General features: G+C 37.2%; 20 protein-coding genes. 7 read left to right on the top strand and 13 right to left on the bottom strand.

Annotated elements, in window-relative coordinates:
* Positions 1–40 precede the first annotated feature (40 nt).
* The 6 genes from FFS26_RS20415 to FFS26_RS20390 all read right to left on the bottom strand — a co-directional run bounded on the left by FFS26_RS20415 (position 41) and on the right by FFS26_RS20390 (position 4,887).
* Positions 41–397: a four helix bundle protein gene (locus FFS26_RS20415; RefSeq protein WP_110008151.1), complete on the bottom strand. Its 357-nt coding sequence runs from the start codon at positions 395–397 to the stop codon at positions 41–43.
* 55 nt (positions 398–452) lie between these two features.
* Entirely contained in the window at positions 453–731 is a 279-nt protein-coding gene (gene groES, locus FFS26_RS20410) for a co-chaperone GroES (protein WP_002976538.1), read from the bottom strand.
* A 116-nt stretch (positions 732–847) separates the two neighbouring features.
* The gene (locus tag FFS26_RS20405; RefSeq protein WP_137905982.1) at positions 848–1,639 is read right to left on the bottom strand and encodes a TerC family protein; all 792 of its coding nucleotides are present in this window, start codon (positions 1,637–1,639) and stop codon (positions 848–850) included.
* Complete coding sequence (locus FFS26_RS20400) at positions 1,626–2,837, bottom strand: cation:dicarboxylate symporter family transporter (RefSeq protein WP_228449469.1); 1,212 nt, start codon at positions 2,835–2,837, stop codon at positions 1,626–1,628. Before FFS26_RS20400 ends, FFS26_RS20405 begins: the two co-directional genes overlap by 14 nt.
* A 46-nt stretch (positions 2,838–2,883) precedes the next feature.
* On the bottom strand, positions 2,884–4,170 hold the full coding sequence (locus tag FFS26_RS20395; RefSeq protein ID WP_110008149.1) for a CitMHS family transporter: 1,287 nt from the start codon (positions 4,168–4,170) through the stop codon (positions 2,884–2,886).
* 24 nt (positions 4,171–4,194) lie between these two features.
* Positions 4,195–4,887, bottom strand: a complete 693-nt coding sequence (locus FFS26_RS20390) for a DUF2490 domain-containing protein (protein WP_110008148.1) — start codon at positions 4,885–4,887, stop codon at positions 4,195–4,197.
* A 296-nt stretch (positions 4,888–5,183) separates the two neighbouring features.
* Here FFS26_RS20390 and FFS26_RS20385 point away from each other — a divergent pair, with 296 nt between their 5' ends.
* Positions 5,184–6,152, top strand: coding sequence for a sensor histidine kinase (locus FFS26_RS20385; protein ID WP_228449468.1), 969 nt, complete (start codon positions 5,184–5,186; stop codon positions 6,150–6,152).
* Positions 6,145–6,843 (top strand): LytR/AlgR family response regulator transcription factor, encoded by a 699-nt coding sequence (locus tag FFS26_RS20380; RefSeq protein WP_137905981.1) that lies wholly within the window; start codon positions 6,145–6,147, stop codon positions 6,841–6,843. Before FFS26_RS20385 ends, FFS26_RS20380 begins: the two co-directional genes overlap by 8 nt.
* A gap of 55 nt (positions 6,844–6,898) precedes the next feature.
* Here the strand turns inward: FFS26_RS20380 and FFS26_RS22915 are convergent, their stop codons facing one another.
* From FFS26_RS22915 to FFS26_RS20370, 4 genes are all read right to left on the bottom strand, one after another.
* Positions 6,899–7,033, bottom strand: a complete 135-nt coding sequence (locus FFS26_RS22915) for a hypothetical protein (RefSeq protein ID WP_262484577.1) — start codon at positions 7,031–7,033, stop codon at positions 6,899–6,901.
* Between the two features lie 249 nt (positions 7,034–7,282).
* Positions 7,283–7,420, bottom strand: coding sequence for a hypothetical protein (locus FFS26_RS22665; RefSeq protein WP_167348788.1), 138 nt, complete (start codon positions 7,418–7,420; stop codon positions 7,283–7,285).
* A gap of 282 nt (positions 7,421–7,702) precedes the next feature.
* Positions 7,703–10,090 carry a M1 family metallopeptidase gene (locus FFS26_RS20375; RefSeq protein ID WP_137905980.1) on the bottom strand — a complete coding sequence of 796 codons (2,388 nt, stop codon included), beginning with the start codon at positions 10,088–10,090 and terminating at the stop codon, positions 7,703–7,705.
* Between the two features lie 67 nt (positions 10,091–10,157).
* The gene (locus FFS26_RS20370) at positions 10,158–10,736 is read right to left on the bottom strand and encodes a HupE/UreJ family protein (protein ID WP_137905979.1); all 579 of its coding nucleotides are present in this window, start codon (positions 10,734–10,736) and stop codon (positions 10,158–10,160) included.
* 151 nt (positions 10,737–10,887) lie between these two features.
* Here FFS26_RS20370 and FFS26_RS20365 point away from each other — a divergent pair, with 151 nt between their 5' ends.
* Positions 10,888–14,106, top strand: a complete 3,219-nt coding sequence (locus FFS26_RS20365) for a S8/S53 family peptidase (RefSeq protein ID WP_137905978.1) — start codon at positions 10,888–10,890, stop codon at positions 14,104–14,106.
* A 77-nt stretch (positions 14,107–14,183) separates the two neighbouring features.
* Positions 14,184–14,699 (top strand): DUF6702 family protein, encoded by a 516-nt coding sequence (locus FFS26_RS20360; RefSeq protein ID WP_137905977.1) that lies wholly within the window; start codon positions 14,184–14,186, stop codon positions 14,697–14,699.
* A 5-nt stretch (positions 14,700–14,704) separates the two neighbouring features.
* On the opposite strand, the gene FFS26_RS20355 is transcribed toward FFS26_RS20360, so the two are convergent.
* Together FFS26_RS20355 and radA are read right to left on the bottom strand one after the other, a co-directional pair.
* Positions 14,705–15,298 (bottom strand): ACP phosphodiesterase, encoded by a 594-nt coding sequence (locus FFS26_RS20355; protein ID WP_137905976.1) that lies wholly within the window; start codon positions 15,296–15,298, stop codon positions 14,705–14,707.
* 122 nt (positions 15,299–15,420) lie between these two features.
* Complete coding sequence (radA, locus tag FFS26_RS20350; protein ID WP_110008141.1) at positions 15,421–16,770, bottom strand: DNA repair protein RadA; 1,350 nt, start codon at positions 16,768–16,770, stop codon at positions 15,421–15,423.
* Between the two features lie 139 nt (positions 16,771–16,909).
* On the opposite strand from radA, the gene FFS26_RS20345 reads away from it, so the two are divergent.
* From FFS26_RS20345 to yidC, 3 genes are all read left to right on the top strand, one after another.
* Positions 16,910–17,479 (top strand): YceI family protein, encoded by a 570-nt coding sequence (locus FFS26_RS20345; RefSeq protein ID WP_137905975.1) that lies wholly within the window; start codon positions 16,910–16,912, stop codon positions 17,477–17,479.
* 225 nt (positions 17,480–17,704) lie between these two features.
* Positions 17,705–19,312 (top strand): CTP synthase, encoded by a 1,608-nt coding sequence (locus FFS26_RS20340; protein WP_110008139.1) that lies wholly within the window; start codon positions 17,705–17,707, stop codon positions 19,310–19,312.
* Between the two features lie 178 nt (positions 19,313–19,490).
* Positions 19,491–21,290: a membrane protein insertase YidC gene (yidC, locus tag FFS26_RS20335; RefSeq protein WP_137905974.1), complete on the top strand. Its 1,800-nt coding sequence runs from the start codon at positions 19,491–19,493 to the stop codon at positions 21,288–21,290.
* 133 nt (positions 21,291–21,423) lie between these two features.
* On the opposite strand, the gene FFS26_RS20330 is transcribed toward yidC, so the two are convergent.
* Complete coding sequence (locus FFS26_RS20330) at positions 21,424–22,008, bottom strand: ribonuclease HII (protein WP_137905973.1); 585 nt, start codon at positions 22,006–22,008, stop codon at positions 21,424–21,426.
* Between the last annotated feature and the right edge of the window lie 407 nt (positions 22,009–22,415).

Here is a 22,415-nt window from a genome sequence, read left to right as displayed (position 1 = left end):
TGCTTTTAGCTTTTGCAATTCGCGTGTTTAACTTTAATTTTTAATTTCCATTGAGCCTGTTCCACAAAGTGACAAGCTTTTTCTTTAATGTTGTCAACTCTTCCAAAAGATTGTGATAATCATTTTCATGAATGTATCCTAAATCTTTGGCGAGAATTAATTGGTTTTCGGCTTCATTGGATGATCCCAGAGCAATATTAATGAAATTGGCAAATTCTTTATCTGAATTTCTGCCGCTTCCTTCTGAGATATTATATCCAATAGATGCAAATGATCTTCTGATTTGAGAGGTGAGTCCAAAAATTTCCTCTTTTGGAAAACTTCTGGTTGAAGTATAAATTTTCAATGTCAACTGATGACTTAATTGCCATACTTCAAACTTTTTAAAATCTCTCATACATTAATTTTCATGTAGAAAAAAAGCCATTTGCCAGAAGCCAATAGCCAGAAGCTTACCCGATGATTCCCAATAAATCAGCTTCTCTTACGATCAAATAATCTTTACCTTCCAACTTCAATTCAGAACCTGAATATTTACCATAAAGTACTTTGTCACCTACCTGAACCGTTGTAGGCTCGTCTTTTTTACCAGGACCTACTGCTACTACAGTACCTTCTTGCGGCTTTTCCTTTGCAGTGTCCGGGATAATGATTCCTGAAGCTGTTTTAGTTTCTGCTGCGATTGGCTCTACCAGAACTCTGTCTGCCAATGGTTTAAAGTTTACTGACATAATATATTTAATTTTTTAATTATTTCTGTGTTGTAATTCTCTAAATGTATGCCATGAGACGCTGATGGCTGAAATGGCAGATTTTTATTTCCGAATGTGAAAATTTGGCAGAAAAATTATTTTTTGCGGGCCGGAAATCCCAAAAGATAACTGGTTGCTACCGGTACTACAAACAACAGAACGGTAATGGCGGAAACTAAAATTTCCATGGTATGGCTGCCTAAGAAATGAGCGAATGCCGTAGCAGGGTAGAAGTGCTCGTATAAGGACAGACTTAATTTAATTCCTAAAATGGCAATGACAATAAAAGCCGCTGTTTCCAGAAAAGGAAATACCTGCATCAAACGGACAAAACACTGCGCAATAAATCTCATCGCTAAAATTCCAATAAAAACACCCAGTGTGATTAAAAGTAAATTATCTGAAAAAGCCACTGCTGCAAAGACATTATCGATAGAAAAAGCAAGATCCATCACTTCCACAATAGCAACCGTTGCCCAGAACTGGCCCAGCAATCCAATTGAATTTTTATACAGCCAGCTGGATTCTTTGTCGGGGTTTTCCTCCGGATTTTCTTCATCATTTGTGTTTTTTATTTTTTTGACAAACCAGTCAAAGGAAATATAGATCAGGTATAATCCTCCCAGTGGTTTCAGCCACCAGACGGAAATGAGTACGGAGGCGAAAATAAGAGCAAGCCCGCGAAATACATAAGCTCCAAGAATTCCATATTTCAGGGCTTTTTTTCTTTGATGTTCGGGCAGGTCCATGACGATGGTTGCCAATACGGCGGCATTGTCTACGGAGAGAAGGCTTTCAATAAGGATCAGATTGCCGATAATGGCAGCCGATTTTGCAGGGTTTTGTAATATGTCATTGAAAAGGTGGGTAAAATCAGGAAACATCATTTTTTAAAGGAATAGAATTTTGATTAAGTTTTGAAATAATGGCAGCGGAAACTGAAATGCCGATGAAATTGGTGACAGATCTGGCTTCATTCATAAAGCGGTCTACACTGTACAGCAATGCAAGATCTGTAGTGGGAATTTTTCCAAACCTGCTTAGGGTAAACATCAGCGCAAGAAAACCTGATCCCGGTACTCCCGAAGCTGTTTTGGAAGCAATGGAAATGGTGATAAAAAGCCAGAAATAATCTTGTAACGTAAGAGGGATATTATATAACTGGACCAGGAAAATACACGATATTGAAAGATAAATGCAGGCGCCCGCCAGATTAAAATTGTATCCGAGAGGAATTATAAGACGAAGAATTTTCCGGTCATAACCCTGAGATTCCATTTTATCAAAAATCATAGGGAACGCCATCTTGGAAGAAGAAGTGGCTACTACAAGAATGATTTCTTCTTTGATGCTGATTAAAAAATCCCAGAGATTGATTTTAAAGTAAGCCGTTACAATCCCTAATATTCCGAAAATAAAAAATACACTGGTAAGATATACAGTGGCCACAATTTTACTTAAAGGCAGCAAAGTATTGATTCCATATACCGAAATGCCATAAGCGATGTTACAGAAAATGACTATCGGCAGAAACAGATACACATATTTGATGAGCCTGAAAAACAGATTTCTTCCTGCGTCTAAAGCTTTAAAGATGTTATTTCTCTTCTTCGAAACACCAATCACAACTCCCGCAGATATGGATATGAACAGAAAAAGTACATAGTTGCTGATATGCAGTGGGTTGCTGGCCGTTGTTAAAAATCTTTCCGGAAGTGCCTTGTGCGAAGAAATAATAATTCCCGTGTTGGCTCCCGGTTTTAAAAGAAGACCGGACCCGATTCCCAATACAATGCTTATGGAAGTGATGATTAAAAAATACAGAACCATCTGGATTACAATTTTAAAAGCATTTTTAGTGCTGAAAATATAGCTTACGCCATAAGTCACCGCAATAAAAATAACAGGAATGATCAACACTTCAAGAAGCACAAAAAAGTAACTGCTTACCTTTTCCAGCTGTTTACCGACTTCCGGAAAATAATAACCCGTTAATGCGCCACAGATAATAGCCGTGAAAACATACAGGGTAAGGTTTCTTAAATAGGAGTCTGTAAATGTTTTTTGCTTAACAGTTTTCATCATTCACTTTTTTATAGATAATAAGATTACGAAATTCAAAGATATAACCTTATATAATACCAAGAATCAATGCACTCAGCAACATGATAACTGATGATCCTAAGGCCCACTTTAATGTATATTTCAAATGATCTGAAAATTCCACACCCGCCAGCGATACCAACAGATAAGTAGACGGAACCAATGGACTGAGAAGGTGAGAACCCTGCCCGATAAGACTTGCTCTTCCCAATATTTCCGGTGAAATTCCCAATTGATGACCGGTAGCAACGATAATGGGCAATATTCCAAAGTAGTAGGCATCATTGGATAGGAAAAAAGTAAACGGGATACTGAATAAGGCTGTCACAATATTCATATAGCCGCCCCAGCTCTTAGGAACTATTTCTATCATACTGTTTCCCATTGCCTGCATAATACCCGATCCGTTCAGGATTCCCGTAAAAATTCCCGCTCCAAAGATCATTCCGGCCACTGATAGGGCATTTCCTGCATGTTTGGAAATGATTTTCTGCTGGTCTTTTAATTTGGGATAATTGATGATGGAAGCGATACAGAAAGCAATCATAAAGGCAATCCCTAAAGGAACAATATCAAGAATCATGACTACCAAAAGGGTAATGGTAAGAGCAAGATTGATCAGAATCAGTTTCGGGCGGCGAAGTGCAGGATCTGCTTCGCCAATAATATCATTGCTGTTGTAGCGTGTAAACCTACCATGTTTTGCGATTCGTATTTTTTCCCTTCTGCCCAAAATATAGGCAACAAATATAACCCACAGGATACCTATTGCCATAATAGGAATCATAGGCACAAATATTTCAGTGTGGCCAAGCTTCAGGGAACTCATTACCCTTGCTGTTGGTCCTCCCCAGGGAAGAATATTCATAATCTGCCCGGCAAGCATAATAATACAGGTAAGAATCAGCGGATTCATCCCTTGTTTTTTATATAACGGAAGCATAGCAGCCACGACAATTAAATAGGTAGATGAACCATCACCATCCAATGAAACCAATGCTGTAAGAACAGCAGTTCCTATTGTTGTTTTGATGGGATTGTCTCCAACTGCTTTTAAAATTATATTCACTAACGGTTCAAAAAGTCCCGTATCTATCATTAAACTGAAATAAAGGATCGCAAAGATCAGCATAACACCGGTCAGAGCTATTTCTTTGACACCGTTTTTCATCATGTCCCCCAACTGAGGACCAAAGCCTGCAAAAAGGGCTATAGTTACCGGCACAATGACCAAAGCCGTAAGCGGGGTCATCTTTTTGTTCATGATCAGGATCATGAAGATGAAAATCATTAAAAAACCAAGAAATGTAAGCATAGTTATCTATAAATATTAATGAGGTTATTGTTGTTTCTTTTTTCTCCAGTCAAAACTGTTTCTGAAGCCTATAAATCCGTAATTGCTTGTTTTTCCGGTTTCCATCTGATTGATAAAGGCTAGTTCCAGAGCAGAATTTTTTCCCACTTTTATTCCCAGGCCTGCCGTAATACGATTGCTGTCGAAAGGTTCTGCTTTATCCATATTCATTCTTATTTCATTTTTAAGAATACCGTAGAGTTTTTCTTTTTCTCCTTTTTTGTTGAAGGGAATACGTACAGAGATCAGATACCGGAGTCTTACCTCAAATTCATTGGGGTTGCTGAGAAAACGCTCTTCCACCCTAAGACGGTTGGAAACTGATGTCCTTCCGATATAATAATCAGCAGTTACCTGCTGGAATGGTCTTTTTTCATATCTTATCTTTTTAGAATCGTCGGCATTATAAGATTCGAGGATCAGAAACATAGCTCCTGCGGCAGGTCTAATATTTTCAGCTACTTCATAATCTACATAGGCATTTACCAGAAAAAGTCTTGTGTCATAAGCCAGATCGAAGGAACGGTACTGGGTAAGTGCCGTTAAAGTACTTTTATCGGTAAGTTTTGCTGACATCAGGTACTGAAACCACATATTGTAATTATCTTTACTCTGGCTATAAAGTCCGTTGAATAAACATAATGATAAAATAAGGGTTAATTTTATATTGATTTTCATATAATATTGGGTTAATATTGTACTTTTTCAAATATATTTATTAGAAAGAGCGGCTCTGGAATTTTTCAATCAATGACAGTTTTTCTCAACGAACTGCATTTTGAGACAAAAAGATATTTATATTTGAGGCGTTTCAAAATAAGGTATGGACTATGTTTTTAATCATTAATTTTATTTTTATATTATTGATTATCAGAATTTTATTTAGTGGTAAAATTCTGGAAAGTCTTATGAAGTACCGTTGGAATTTTTTGTTGAGGTTTCAGCATGTTTTTTTCCTTTTTATCTTCATTTTGATGACTTATTTCACCGAAAACTACTTCCTGAACTCAACTCAGTTGGTAATAAGCATTATTTTGAACACCATTTTCAATGTGGGAATTTACTATCTGGTGTACTATTATCTGGTTCCCCGGTTCTATTTGTCCAATAAATACCCGGAGTTTATCCTCTATGCTCTGATCCTTTTTCTGGGGTCCAGTCTTTTCAGAATTCTTTGGGAACCTGCCGTTTTTCAGATGGATTTCAGTGGTAAAGGCTACCACGTCGGATTCTTGTATAACGTGTATGTCTCACAGGGAATCATCATTCTGGTAGGCTCTTTTTTGGGAATTACCAAAGACAAATTTTTAATAGAACAGGATGTGATCAGCCTTGGAGAAGAAAAAGATCAGCTTTATCTTGATTTGCTGAAGTCTAAACTGAACCCTCATTTTTTGCTGAATACCCTTAATAATATCTATGCCAACAGTGTGACCCATTCGGAGAAGACATCGGATTCTATTTTGCAGTTGAGCAAGCTTTTGAAATATATTATTTATGACAGCGGGAAAGAAAAAGTAACCGTTTCTCAGGAATTTTCTTCCCTGAAGGCACTTGCCGCTTTGTATCAGCTTAAATATAATAATCAGCTGGATATTGTCATGGATATTGAAGATCAGGAAGAATTTGAAATTGCTGAAATACCGTCCGCTATACTCCTTACATTATTTGAAAATGCTTTAAAACATTCGGCAATAGGAGAAGATGCTCACGCTTTTATAAAATTATTCTGTCATATTGAGCGCTCCGAACTGTATTTTGAAATTATAAATTCTGTCGGGAAAGATGGAACTCTTGTCGCTGAATCTGATTATCACGGGTTGGGAAATGAAGCCATAATTCATATATTGGAAAAATTTTATCCTGATCAGTATGAATTTTATTCCGGCCCGAAAGAAAATGATCAATATAAAATTGCTTTAACAATTATTATCAATGGCTAACCTGACTATCGTTAATGTAGATGATGAATATCCTGCATTACAGCTTGTAAAACAATATTGTGATCAGCTTGAAGGAGTTGATCTGCTGGCTTCATTTCAGAAACCGGAGGAAGCGCTTGCATTTCTGAAGACCCATAAAGTAGATCTGGTTGTTTTTGATATCAATATGCCCGGCATCAATGGAGTAGAGCTTTTGCAGCAGCTTCCTGATCCGCCGTTGTGTATTTTTCTTACCCTGGAAACAAAATATGCAGTGAAAGCCTTTGAGCTGGATGTCGTTCATTATCTTATCAAGCCTGTGGATTTTGATACCTTTAAAAAAGCAGTCCATAAAGCAAGGGATTTTGTTCAGTTTAAAAGTTCGGCCGGCAGCCGGCAGCAGGAAGATTTTATTATGTTCAAATCCAATTATGTGATGAACAAGGTTTTCCTTAAAGATATTCTGTGGATACAGGGATTCGGTGAATATATTGTTTTGATGACGCCTTTGAAAAAATATATGATTCTGGAGAGAATGTCCAATTTTGAAGAGAAATTTCAGCATTTGGGATTTATCCGGATCCATAAGTCTTATATTGTATTATCAGAACATATTAATTCGTATAATTCCAGCCATGTTTTTTTGAAAAACGGTGATGAACTTCCATTGGGGAGAACCTATAAAAAGAATGTAAAAGAACATTTAAGTTAAAAAAGTAAAGCCGGAAATTTCCGGCTTTATCTTCAATTGTTATCAGGTAACGGGTTTACGGGCAATACTGCCCCGGTCCGATCCACAGGATACATTGTCCTTTGTAATTGTACTCGCAGCAAAAACGTCCTGCTGCTCCGCCATTGATAGATTTCTGAGCATCTCTGCTTAATACTTTGGCATTTTTCATAGTTAATAATATTTTGTTTTGTATATCCCTGAACATTTAAAGTCAATCAGGATTTTGACATTTGGTGTAAAAGAAGTGAATCAAAGATACTGTTTTTCCTTATAATGTGATATATTTTTGTTCATAATTTTTATAATAAAATTTTGATTATCAGTTATTAATGGTTTTTATCCGAAATCCGGAGCTTGAGAATATAAAAAGGAAAGCCGGAAAACTCCGGCTTTATTTTAATTGTTATCAGTTTACAGATTAAGGACAATTTTGTCCCGGTCCGATCCATAAAGTACATTTTCCGTTGTCGTCGCGTTCGCAGCATACGAGTCTGGCAGCAAGTCCGCCATTGATCGTTTTCTGAGCATCTCTGCTTAGTAATTTGGCATTTTTCATAAGTAATATTTTGTTTTTTTAATCCTGAACATTTATTGTCAATCAGGTTTTTGACATTGATGTTGATGTTTATTCAAATATAAAACTTTTTAAGTCAGGTTGTTATATTTTTTATAGACGAAAGAAAGGTGTTGGTATTGTATAGAAGTTCAATTGATTCCTGAACTTTTGGTTAGGCAGATTTAAGCAAAAAAAAACACTACCTCATATTAAAAACAATAAATCTTATCATCTTTAATACGAAGTAGTGTTGTATTTGTTAAAGTTTACAACTTCTTGGTTTTAACTTTTTCCTGCAGCCTGCATTGGATTAACCTTTCCGGTTGAGCCTCCTCTTACATTCCCGCCTTCCTGTTTTTGTTTGAAAAGCTGGAATTTTGAAGTTTCAGTACCTGTTCCGGTGCTGCTCCAGAAATTATTGGTGGTATCAATATCAGCAGTTTCTCTCATGGGATCAAGCTGAATAGATTTCACTTTCTTATCAAAATAATAGGTCTTGGAAACTTTTTGTTCATTCAGCCTCCAGATCTGTGCGGCAGATTTATCATATACTTTTGAACCGTCTTCAAACGTGAACTCAAGAATGATAGGCATTACCAATCCGCCCTTGTTGACAAAATCGATCTGATATCCTGTAATATTTTTGAATTTCTCTTTATCCTTAGCATCTAAAGGAAGACCAGCTTCGGTTTTGATGCTATATTGCTTATTATTATCTACCTTTTCCTGGCCTCTGTCATATTTGTAATAGAAATCCTGAACATCCTTATCGCCGTCTGCATAGAATTTAATATTCTTATCTTCTCTGTTTCTGATTTTTGAAAGATCTTCAAAATTGTTGACCAATGGTTTTTCTACCTGATATTTCACTTCAGCAGCAGCTTTTGGATCACTCTCAAGATTAGGAACAGCAACCGTTACTTTATCAATAGCAATATCTACAGGATCTGTACCGTAGAACCAGCCTCTCCAGAACCAGTCAAGGTCTTCACCGCTGGCATCTTCCATGGTACGGAATAAATCTGCAGGTTCAGGGTGTTTGAAAGCCCATCTTTTGGCATACGTTTTAAAAGCTTTGTCGAAAAGCTCTCTTCCCATAATTGTTTCACGAAGAATATTCAATCCGGTTGCAGGTTTTGAGTACGCGTTCGGCCCATACTGAACAATATTTTCAGAATTGCTCATGATAGGCTCCAGCTGATCTTTCGGCAGTTTCATATAATCTACGATGGTCCATGCCGGTCCTCTTTTGGAAGGGAACTTATTATCCCATTTTTCTTCTGTAAGGTATTCTGTAAAGGTATTCAGGCCTTCGTCCATCCATGCCCACTGTCTTTCATCAGAATTGATGATCATTGGGAAGAAGTTGTGTCCAACTTCATGAATAATCACTCCAAGCATTCCGTTTTTGGTTCCTTCAGAATAGGTTCCGTCCTTTTCGGTTCTTCCGAAGTTGAAACAGATCATCGGATATTCCATTCCGTTGGCCGCTTCTACAGATTGGGCTACAGGGTATGGATAAGGAATTGTAAATTCCGAATAGGTTTTAATAGTATGAGCAACCGCTTTTGTGGAAAACTTTCTGTAAAGACCATAAGATTCCTTTGGATAAAAGCTCATTGCCATTACTTTATTATTGTTTTCAGGGATTGTTACACGCATTCCGTCCCAGACAAATTTTCGGGAGGAAGTCCAGGCAAAATCACGAACATCCTTCGCTTCAAAAACCCATGTTTTTCTTTGTTTTGAATGATTTTTTTCTGCTTTTTTAGCTTCATCCAAAGTTACAATTTCAATAGGTTCAGAAGCATTTTCAGCTTTTTTGTATCTTGACAGTTGATCAGACGTTAATACCTGATCATAATTTTTACACTCTCCGGTTCCGCCAACAATATGATCGGAAGGAACATTCATTGAAACTTTAAAGTCTCCGAAAACCAGCGCAAATTCACCTCTTCCGGTAAACTGGTGGTTCTGCCAGCCCTGGAAATCACTATACACACACATTCTCGGATACCATTGTGCCATGGTATACAGATCGTTGCCGTCTTCAGGGAAATTTTCATAACCGCCGCGGCCGCCCATTTTGATTCTATTGGGAATATTGTAGTTCCAGTCTACTTTGAAAACGAATTTCTCACCCTTTTTCAAAACCTTGGGAAGATCAATACGCATCATAGTCTTGTTGACTGTATATTTCAAAGGACTACCTGAAACATCAGTCACTTTCTCAAGACTTACACCATACCCGTTATCCTTAACAGGAAGTTCTGTTACTTTAAGCTGCTGGTCTGTTGTTGAAGGGTGAAGAACAGATGACGTATCATATCCTGCATTTCTAATGCTGGAATGTTCATTTTCATCAAGCTGAAGCCAGATATAATCCAGATCATCAGGCGAATTGTTGTAATAAGTTACCGTTTCTGAACCTTTCAGGTTTCTTTTATCCTCATCCAGATAAGCGGTGATGTTGTAGTCGGCCCTGTTCTGCCAGTATCCGTGACCGGGAGCTCCTGATGCCGTTCTGTAAATGTTGGGTGTTGGCAGAATAGTGCCCAGCTGCTCAAACTTGTTGCCATGATTGCTGCCAGGGTTATTCTGAATATTTTGTGCGGTGAAACCTGTATATGCAAATACAGAAAGTGAAAGTATAACAACTTTTAGTTTCATAACCGAAATGATTTTTTAATGATCAAAGATAGTAATTACCTGTTGAATTAATATGAATATTTAAATTTTAAAAAGGAATTCTTTCCAAAGTCATTTTTAGGGATAAAGCAAATACACCTGAAGAGACAAATAAAACCCAGTCTTTTTTATTCACTTTAAAAAGATTGAGCAGAATGAAAAGGACGATCAAAATAGCAAAAACAATTACAATCTGGCCAAGCTCCAGCCCGATATTGAAGCCAAGCAGAGGTAAGGCTATACTCTGGCTTTTGGCAATCATTACTCTTGCGGTGTTGGCAAATCCCATCCCATGAACAAGGCCGAAGATCAATGCAAGATAATAATTGGCCCGCATCAGAGTTTGTTTCTGGTTTTTCATGATAATATTATCCAGAGAGGTCAGAACAATGGTTAAAGGAATTAAAAATTCCACCCAGTCGGAAGGAACTCTGAAAATATCAAGAATACTTAGTGCTAATGTAATGGAATGTCCAATGGTGAATGCCGTAACAAGAATCAGAATTTTTTTCCAGTCACTGTAAGAATAAACAGCAATTAAAGCCAGAACAAAAAGCTGATGATCAAGGGCATCCAGTGAAATAATGTGTTCCCATCCAAGGTGTAAATAAAAAAGAAAATCCTGCATTTTGGTTAAAAAATTTTATATTTTGAATATATTGTTAAAATATGATTGATTTTATTATTTGGTTTAATTTTTAAGCTTGATTGTTGTTAATATCTTGGCTTATTGATATGTTGAATAAAAATTGTATAATTGTATTGCTTAAAAATGAATTATGGATATTAAAAAATTATTTTCTACAAATGTAAACATTTCACCCGGAGGAGCGAAGCTTCTCAGAAATGCTGCAGCAGCGTTTTTAGGATTATATTCCTATGCATTTTACGGACAGGTACAAAAACTTGACTCCCGGTTTGATATTTTATTGAAAAATAAGGAAAATATTGCCAATGGAAGATCTGTTAAAGATTTGGAACGTCCTGATATGAAACTTGATAAGCATCTGGTAGTGACTTCAAAGGGAGCACAAACCATGTATTCATGTATTATTTATACCAAAGAACCGGAAAAACTGAAAGCTGACGGTTTTATTATTCAGAGCCAGCTGCCGGCTTTCTCCACAGCTTTGGTTACCATTGAAGATATTGAAAGACTGATGCAGCTTCCTTATGTAACCTCTGTAATGGCGCCGGAATTTGATGAACTTCATAATGATGTGAGCAGAGCTCAGTCCGGAGCAAGTCTTTTGCAGGATGGAGTTTTCAATAACACCGCTTATAACGGTACAGGTGTTCTGGTAGGAATTTATGACAGCGGAATAGACTGGAAACACCCGGATTTCAGAAAAGCCAATGATCAGACCAAAAGCAGAATTGTTTCCATTTGGGATCAGACCTTAACTGCACAGGCGGGAGAAACGGCTCCGGTAGGGTTTTCTACTGGTGTAGAATATACCCGAGCACAGATTGAAGATGAACTGGACGGAACACCCACAGGTTTTGTTCGTGAAAATGATATTAATGGTCACGGAACCCACGTTTCAGGTACAGCAGCCGGGAATGGTGCAGCCTTTGCCGATAAAAGACATAAGGGATTCTCATCTGATGCAGATATTGTTTTTGTAAAAGGTGGCAACGGGTCTTTCCCCACAACCAATACCATTAATGCTTTAACGTATTTCAAGAATGTAGCAACGGCTCTTAATAAGCCCATTGTCGTTAATATGAGTATCGGTGGTCAGAGCAGTGCCCACGACGGAACCTCCAGCCATGAAGTAGCAGTGAATAGTTTTACCACTTCAGGAGCGGGAAGAGTTGTTGTGATTTCTGCAGGAAATGATTATGGAGCTAATCTTCACAGAAAAGTAGATATTGCAGCCGGTGCGGCACAAACATATAACTTTACCGTAGCAAGCAACACTTCCGCAGCTTCAGTATTCTCATTCATTATGTATGCCAATGACAATACTCCCGTTACTGCAAAATTAACCACTCCGGACGGACAGCAGTATACGCAGAATATCAGTACAAATACTGCTCATACTATATTAGGAGGAGGTCTTACCGCAACCATGTACAACTATTGGAGTAACGACAACAATAAAAGATATGTACAGTTGGTAGTGACCAGAACCTCCGGAACCACCAATGTTCAGGGGAATTATTCATTGGAAATTACCAACAACGGAACTCAGCAGATCACAGCCCACGGCTGGCTGTATAGTCAGGGAGTGCAAACCACCTTACAAAATGGGGATAATGAATATATTGTAGGATCACCGGGGAATGCTTCCAACGCCATAACGGTAGCTTCTTATATGGGAAGAGCTAGCTGGTATAGTGGAGCAAGCGGCTACTTTACACTTACTCCGCAAGAATCCATCTCTTCATTCAGTGCCCAGGGACCAAGAGTAGATGGTGTCCAGAAACCGGATATTGCAGGCTCAGGACAGAACGTGATTTCTTCCCGATCAGCCGATTCTGCTCCTGGCTCAACAGATATCATTGCCGGAACCAATTATTATGTAAAAAACCAGGGAACAAGTATGTCTTCACCGGGGGTAGCAGGAGCTGTCGGCTTACTGCTTCAGGCTAATCCTTCATTAACGGCAGCTCAGGTGAAAGCACGTCTTACTTCAAATGCAAGAATGGATGGGGCAACAGGAACTGTTCCCAATATGAGATGGGGATATGGGAAATTAGATATCTACAAAGCTGTCACAGATGAATTAGGTTGTGTAAAATCTAATTTTGAAACTGTAGGATACGATGAACCTTATATTATCGCCAATACAGAATCTAATTATTACTTTGATAATATTGCCCTGGCAGTAAGATATACGCCGACATTGACAGGAAAACTGGGCGGTTTTTCATTCTTAACAGGTACTTCTCTTCCTTCGGATATTCCGGTTGACATCCAAATCAGAAAAGTGGATGCCAATGGAAACCCCGGAGATATTATAGCGACTAAAACCATTACTTCATGGCTTAATAACGTTCAGAGATTTACCTGGAATTATGTGAACCTTTCAGATCTGAATATTCAAATGGTAACCGGAAAAGAATTTTATATTGTCGTAAACGGATTAGGAGGAAGGATTGCCATGAAAGCTGAAAATGCAGTAGTGAATAACAGGTCTAAGACTTCTACAGACGGTACTACCTGGACTTCAAGAACATTTGATCTTAAAATGAGAGCCGTGGTCTACGAAAATGTTGCTGAAGTAAAGAATTTAGCAACATCCAACCAGACGAAAGCCAGTACGGTGACAAATGGTTACAATTATTTTACAAATTCCTGCCAGCTTATCTCAAGAATAGAAAAAGAAACAGCCAGTACCGTAACAGGAAATGTAACATCCAAAGTGTGGGTTGATAATGTACAGCCCAACTATGTGGCAAGAAGATATGAAATCAATTCGGATGCAAACACTACCACAGCTACCGGTAAAGTAACCTTATATTTCAAACAGAGTGATTTCGATGCCTATAATCTGACCAATGCAGTGAAATTACCTACTTCACCTACTGATGTTGCAAATAAAGCGAATCTTCTTATCGAAAAATATACAGGAACAAGTACTACAGGTACCGTAGCTTCTTTTGGAGGAACTGCCACAATAATTACCCCAAATATTGCTGATATTATCTGGAATGATACTTACCAATATTGGGAAGTGAGCTTCCAGACGACAGGCTTTGGCGGATATTTTGTAAAAACAGGAACAACATTGGGAACAGCAGAGGTTAAAATAAATTCAGAAGTGAACATCACCCCGAATCCTGCAAAAGATTTTGTAAATGTATCGTTAGGCAGATATTCTAAAGGGACAGTAACTATTTATGATGCTTCAGGAAAATTGATTAAAACGGTCAATGTAGATAAAAATTCCGGTAAAATTGATGTTTCAGAACTGGTAAGAGGAATGTATCTGTTTACCATTGCATTGGATGATAACACAAAAATTACGAAAAAAGTAATGAAGCAATAAATTCATCAATCCATTATAATCAAAAGCAGCGGTTGTATAACTGCTGCTTTTTTTATATTTGCTGTAAAATAAAATTCATGTCGGGTAAGTTTTTTTGGGGATTTCTTTTTTTGATGACGATTATTTCTCAGAGCTTTATGAGCAGTGATGCGGTTCATCCATACCATGTAGGATCTGTTGAAATTAATTATAATTCAAAATCCAGAACCTTTGAAGTGACTGGAAGATTCTTTCTTGATGACATGGAAAATGGCCTGGGGAAAAAATATGGAGGTGCTTTTCATTTTAATGACGAAAAATATAAGGCGAAACTGAATGATGCCCTGCAAAAATATTGTTCAGAATATTTCAGGTTAAAGGCTGATAACAAATTTTTAAAAGTAAATTATATTGGTTATGAAGAAGATCAGGAATCTGTAGATATCTTTCTTGAGTCAGAACCGGTGGCCACTCCGAAAAAAGTAGAAGCAGCTGTCAGTTTTTTGTATAACCTTTTTGATGATCAGATCAATATTGTTCATATCATTGTAAACGGGCAAAGAAACAGTGAAAAACTTACCTATCCCAACCGTTATCTCTATAAACAGTTTTAAGAATATCAGCTTTCCAGCTGGAGTAATGTGCTGATCCCTTTTGCATGAGCAAGAAGATCAGGAAAAAAATCGTCATAACACTGCTGAAGATAATCTTTATTCTTTAAAAAAGCTTCAAAAACAGGAATATCTTTATCCAGATATTTCGCTTTATTCAGTACATTCTGAATACTGAATTTAATTCCCCAGTCTTCACGGTAATTATAAAGCCAGTCATCCTGTTCCATTTTAACCAGCATCTTTTTAAAATTTTCAGGGAGCCACTGTTCGTGGGCATTCAAAACACTGTAAACATGAAGAGAATGTGCTTTCCATTCTGCCAGGGAATTCAGGGAAAGATCTCTGGCTACAAAATGGTCCATTGATACATCCACAAATGCACCGGCATACAGTCTTACCAAAGGAGCAAATACTTTTTTGGCTTCGTGAATAGCAGGATGAGAATCTGTAAATGTATCAATCGCTCTGTGCAGGGTAATTCCGTCCTGAATTTCCTTCGGGAAAGAAAAACGATCTCTGTTGCGGATGAAATCTTCGAGAAATTGCCCCACGATCTGCCCGTCGGTAAAAGAAAGAAAAGAATGAGCCAGATAATTCATAATTTAAAGGTATGAATTAAATGTGGATAGTGAAAGGTGATAAGTGAATTCGCTTCGCTTGTGAATTTTTTATCCACACTCCAATTGACGATTGACTTGCGAAGCAGAATTGACCATTCACCCTAAAAAAGCCTCTCGTGAAAATCCTCAATTTTACTCACTTCTTCAATCTTGATTCCAAATTTTCTTTTCGGGATTTTATTAAGGTTGGAAACAAATATTTTTTCATAACCCAATTTTTCCGCTTCAGTAATTCTCTGCTCAATCTGGGCTACCGGACGTATTTCTCCACTCAGACCAATTTCTCCGGCAAAACAGTAATGTTCAGAAATAGCAATATCTTCATTGGAAGAAAGAACAGAAGCGATTACCGCCAGATCCAGTGCCGGATCATCTGTTTTTATTCCTCCGGTAATATTAAGGAAGACGTCTTTTGCTCCCAATTGAAAACCAGCTCTTTTTTCCAATACGGCCAAAAGCATATTCAGCCTTTTGGAATCAAAACCGGTGCTACTTCTTTGAGGAGTACCATAAACGGCGGTACTTACCAATGCCTGTATTTCAAGAAGCATCGGTCGGTTTCCTTCCAGAGTTACTGCAACGGAGTTTCCTGAAAGTTCCTCAAACTTCTTGGTGATCAGTATTTCCGAAGGGTTTTTAATCTCTTTTAATCCCTGTGAGATCATTTCATAAATTCCAATTTCTGAAGTGGAGCCGAAACGGTTTTTATTGGCTCTCAATAATCTGAAAAGATGATTTCGGTCTCCGTCAAAATTCAGCACGACATCCACCATGTGTTCAAGAACCTTTGGCCCGGCAATCTGTCCGTCTTTGGTGATATGGCCGACAAGAAATACCGGAGTATTGTTTTCTTTGGCATATTTGATGATCTCATTGGAGCATTCCCGGATTTGGGATACTGTTCCCGGAGAACTTTCTATCAATTGAGACTGCAGGGTCTGGATAGAATCGATAATCATGAAATCCGGCTCCAGTTTTTTGGCCTCATGAAGGATTTTTTCCAGTGAAGTTTCCGTAAAAAGAAAACAGTTCGGATTCTGAATATCCGTAAGCCTGTCTGCTCTCATTTTGATCTGAGAAGCACTTTCTTCCCCGGAAACATAGAAGATTTTTTTCTTCATTTTTAAAGCAAGCTGAAGCAGAAGGGTAGATTTCCCGATTCCCGGTTCACCACCAATCAGGGTCACAGAACCCAAAACGATGCCGCCTCCTAAAACACGGTTCAGCTCTTCGGAAGGTGTTTTTATTCTCGGCTCTTCGCTCGTTTCCACTTCAACAATATTGATAACATGTTGTTTGGTTTTCGAAAAGGGAGGTGTTTTGTGAGAAGGTTTTTCCACAACCTCTTCCACTAATGTATTCCACTCTCCACAGTTTTTACATTGCCCCAGCCATTGAGGGTACTGGGTTCCACAGTTTTGACAGAAATATGCTGTTTTCAGTTTTGCCATACTGCGAAGTTATAAAAAAGCATTTTTTTTTCAGAATGTAAATGGGTTTAATATAAAAAAACTAATACGTCTGTGATAGGAATATCTTTCATATCTTAGCTTTATTCAATTAAAATATATAATGTAAAATATCATTACAATGAAAAAAGTATTTTTATCTTTCGTATTTACGCTTGTAAGTATTGTTGCTTTTGCACAGGGAAGCTGGCAGGTAGACCAGATGCATTCATCAATCAATTTTAATATCAAGCATATGGGAATCAGTTTTGTGCAGGGAAGGTTTGATAAATTTGACGGAAAAGCAGCCACTGGTGGTGCTAATCTGGATAATGCCGATTTGAACTTTTCTATCAGTGTTCCTTCCATTAATACAGGAGTGGACATGAGAGACAGACATCTTATCAGCGAAGAGTTTTTCGATGTTGCCAAATATCCTACGATTGAATTTAAGAGTTCTTCCGTTACAAAAGATAAGAACAATAATTACATCGTAAAAGGGAAACTGACGATGAAGGGCGTGGAAAAAGAAATTACTGCTCCGGTTACGTTTGGAGGAATTACAAAAAATAAGGACGGAAAAGAAATTATGGGAATTCAGACCAAATTTACCGTGAATCGTCTGGATTATGGAATCAAATATGACCCGTCAGGAGCCGGAATCGCGAAAGATGTTGAAGTAACAGCTTACTTTGAACTGACTAAGCAATAATATTCAGAATATAAAATATAAAAAGGTTTTCCGCTCAAATGGAAAACCTTTTTTGCTGATAGGCGAAAATCCTTTGGGTTGTAGCTTTGTTTCATTTGTTTAGATCAATATTAATAAAAATTTTTATCTGGTTTTATAGTTGTTTGAGGGGTGTTTTATCATTTTCAAAATGTAAAAGATTGCTTTGTATTTCTTTTTCCCCTAACTTTGCACAAACCTAATCTAATGAGTAAAAAGAATACAAAGTACATCTTTGTGACAGGAGGTGTAACTTCATCTTTGGGAAAGGGAATCGTTTCTGCTTCTCTGGGACTTCTACTAAAATCACGCGGCTTTAATGTAACGATCCAAAAATTAGATCCTTATATCAATATCGACCCAGGAACTTTGAATCCTTATGAGCACGGAGAGTGTTATGTGACTGAAGATGGTGCAGAGACGGATCTGGATTTAGGCCACTACGAGCGTTACCTTGATGCTCCTACATCCCAAAACAACAACGTTACTACAGGAAAAATCTACCAGACTGTAATTGAAAAAGAAAGAAAAGGAGACTTCCTTGGAAAAACAGTTCAGGTAATTCCTCATATTACTAACGAAATCAAACGTAGAATTAAAATTCTTTCAAAACAGAACTACGATATTATCATTACTGAGATCGGAGGAACTGTAGGGGATATTGAATCTTTACCCTACATTGAAACTGTTCGCCAGTTGAAATGGGAATTAGGAGAGAGCAATTCTATGGTGATTCACCTTACTTTACTGCCTTATCTTGCTTCAAGTGGAGAATTGAAAACAAAACCATCCCAGCACTCCGTTCGTCAGTTGATGGAAAGCGGAATTATGGCAGATGTTTTGGTGTGCAGAACAGAACATAAGATTCCTAAAGATCAGAGAGCAAAATTAGCTCAGTTCTGTAATGTTCCTTTGGATAATGTTATCGAATGTAAAGATCTTGAAACGATCTATGAAGTTCCAATGTACCTTCAGAAGCAGAACTTTGATGATGTAGTTTTGAAAGAACTGGATCTGAAAAGCGATAAAGATGCTGATCTTAAAGACTGGAAGAGTTTCCTTAAAAAATTTCAGAATCCTAAGAAGACTGTTGAAATTGCATTGGTTGGAAAATATGTTTCCCTTCAGGATTCTTATATCTCTATTGCTGAAGCATTCAAACATGCAGGTGCAGACCTTGAAACTGAAGTAAAAGTAAGATGGGTATACAGTGGAGATATTACGGAAGAAAATATCAAAGATACACTGAAAGGTGTGAATGGTATCCTTGTAGCACCAGGTTTTGGAGACAGAGGAATTGAAGGAAAAGTTCTTACCGCAAAATATGCAAGAGAAAATAAAATTCCAATGTTGGGAATCTGTTTAGGAATGCAGATTATGACGATTGAATTTGCAAGAAATGTTTTAGGACATACCAAAGCAAACTCCATGGAATTTGATACCGCTACTCCTGATCCTGTAATTTCTTTGATGGAAGAACAGAAAAATGTAGTAGATAAAGGAGGAACAATGCGTCTTGGAGCATGGAAGTGCTCATTGAAAAACGGTTCTAAATTATACGATATCTACGGAAACAAAAATATCTCTGAAAGACATCGTCACCGTTATGAATTCAACAGTGATTATCTTCAGGAATTTGAAAAGAATGGTTTCCTTGCTACAGGTACCAACCCTGAAACAGGTTTGGTAGAAGCCCTGGAACTTCCTGATCACCCGTTCTATGTAGGGGTACAGTATCACCCGGAATATAAAAGTACGGTAGCAACACCGCATCCGCTATTCAGAGCTTTCATCAAAGCTTGCGAAAAGAAATAAGGTAAAATTTTAGCATAAACGTCTACCCATAAACTCAGGCTGATTATTCTCAGCTTGAGTTTATTATATAGTAACAACGTAAAGCATAGAGTTTTGATAAAAAAACAGTATTTTTGTCAGCTCAAATTATGTACACCCGTACGTACATTTTAAATTTAAAATTTTAATATAAAATAAAATGCAACAAAACAACGGAATCGATAAGAAGCAAATGATTAGTTTCGCGGTTTTATGCCTTGTTCTCTTCGGTTTTATGTTCTATTTCCAGAACAAACAAACGAAAGAAGCGGAGTTGAAAGCTCAGGAGCAGAAAACGGAACAGGCAAAAAATGCCGTAAAGCAAACTCAGGCAAGCAATATCAATCCAAATGTAACTCCTAATGCCATTCAGACAGCAAGTCTTGGGAATAATGAACTGAAACTTGAATTTTCAAGCTTAGGAGGACAGGTTTCCAAAGTAGAACTTTTAAAATATAAAGCCTACAACCACAAAACAGATAATGCAGATCAGCCTCTTTATCTTATCACAAAGAATAATTCAAACTACGGTTTTCAGTTTAAAGATAAAACAGGGAAAATCGTTAATACTAAAGATTTAGTTTTCTCACCAGCTGTTAATGGAAATGCTGTAACCTTAACTGCAGATTACAATGGTGCTGTCATTCAATTCATTTACACACTATTACCAAAATATACCCTTGATTTTAAAGTAAGAACTCAGGGACTTTCTAAAATTACTTCTGATAACAAAGCAGATTTTATCTGGGATTATAATGTAAGAAACCTTGAAAAAGGTAGAGCTCAGGAACAGTCTCACTCAGAATTTTCTTATGCCTTCAATAATTATAAAGACTATGATTATGATGGAAGAACCACAATGGAAGAGGAAAAAGAAACTCTTAACTGGATTGGTGTAAAGCAGCAGTTTTTCTCTTCAGTGATTGAAGCTAAAAACGGATTTACACAAAGTAAAGGTAATCAGGAGAATGTTGAAGAAGGAGAGTATCTGAAGAAATTCAACTACGAAGGTTTTGTTCAGATGACAGGAAGCGAGCTGAACCAGGATTTCACATGGTATTTTATGCCATTGGATTTGCCATTGCTTAAATCTTACGATAAGAATTTTGATGAAATCCTTCCGTTAGGCTGGTCATTCATCGGGGCAATGAACCGTTATTTCTTCATGTGGTTATACAGTATTATCGCTGCGTGGGGCTTATCAGCAGGTTGGGTGATTTTTGTAATGACGATCATCGTAAAGCTGATCCTGTCGCCAATTATGTATAAGCAGCACAAACTAAGTGCTATGATGAAGGTGATCCGTCCTGAAATTGATGAGGTGAACGCGAAGTTCAAGGATGCAGATCCGATGAAGAAGCAGCAGGCAACGATGGAAGTGTATAGAAAAGCTGGAGTGAATCAGATGGCGGGATGTTTACCGGCATTAGTTCAGATTCCTATCTTCTATGCTTTGTTCCGTTTCTTCCCGAACTTTATTGATCTTAGAGGTCAAGGGTTCTGGTTTGCCAAAGATTTGACAGCGTATGATGATTTGATCAAGCTTCCGTTTAAAATTCCTTTCCTTGGAGACCATTTAAGTATTTTCGCTTTAGCCTGTACAGTTGTTATTTTAATCTATACTGTTATGACTTCAGGAAATATGCAGCAGCCTCAGCAGGAAGGAATGCCAAATATGAAGGTGTTAATGTATATCTTCCCGATTACATTCCTGTTCTTCCTTAATACTTCGGCTTCAGGTCTTTCATGGTATTATTTTGTATCGAATGCGATTAACATCCTGATTATCCTTGTTATTAAGTACTTGATCCTGGATGAAAAGAAAATCCATGCCCAGATTCAGTCTAATAAGGAAAAACCGAAAGCGGAAGGTAAATTCCAGAAGAGAATGAGAGAAATGATGGAGAAGGCTCAGGAGCAGCAAAAAGCTCAGGAACAACAAAGAAATAAAAAGAAATAAATTCTTAATAATACGTTAAAAAAGAGAAGCAATTGAACAATTGCTTCTCTTTTTTTATCTGTAATTTATTTAGAATGATTTTAAATTTTCAATCAGTGGATGAAAAATTTAATAATTGAAAAATCAGTTACTTTTAATCATATTTCAATCTGAAAGACTGTCTGTGATATCGGGTCGGTCCATGTTTAATAAGCGCATCCTGATGTTTTTTAGTAGCATAGCCAAAATTGGTATCCCACCCATATTCAGGATGTTCTTCATGAAGCTGAATCATTAACTTGTCTCTATAATTTTTGGCAAGAATAGACGCTGCAGCAATCGACAATACTTTAGAATCTCCCTTAATAATGCATTGGTGCGGAATGTAGTTGTAGGGATGGAATTTATTTCCGTCCACCAGAATAAGTTCAGGAGTAATCGTTAATTTATCCAGCGCACGATGCATTGCATGGATGCTTGCATTAAGAATATTATGCTCATCAATAAAGGAGGGAGGTAGTTCTGCGATGGCGTAGTTTTTCACATTATCTTTAATGTAGCTATCAAGTTCCATACGTGTTTTAAACGTTAGCTTTTTTGAATCATTAACCAGATTTTGTTCAAAATCATCATCCAAAATTACCGCTGCCGCTACCACCGGCCCACTTAAGCACCCTCTTCCTACTTCATCACATCCTGCTTCGATGTAAAGGTTTGACCAGTTTTTTATTAGCTCCATGAATTGTATCTATACTGCAAAAATATAAAATTTTACAGGAAAGTATTTTATAGGATTTATTATTGTCATTATTTCAGTTATTATTTATTTCTATTCGGATTCTGGTAATTTAAATATATTTTTTTCACTATTTGTGGGTAATTGATTCCTTTTTCAGGGTGAAAATATTATATGCATTGCATTGTATTTTGATTTTTATAGAGTTTTTTATCTTTTATAAGTGACTTATTTTATTGTTAATCAGTTGGTTTGATGTACTTTTTGTGCATTTTTTCTATAGATAATATAAATATTTATTATTGTTAATATTTCTTAAAAAAATATAATGTCTTAATGGTTTATTTTTGTTAAATATGTGTTTTTTAACAAAAAATAGTATACTTTCATTAGTTTTTTTTATGTAATGT

It is taken from the genome of Chryseobacterium sp. 2VB, from assembly GCF_005503635.1.
In the GTDB taxonomy this organism is placed as follows: Bacteria; Bacteroidota; Bacteroidia; order Flavobacteriales; family Weeksellaceae; genus Chryseobacterium; species Chryseobacterium cupriresistens.
This window is presented reverse-complemented; position numbering and strand designations above follow the sequence as displayed.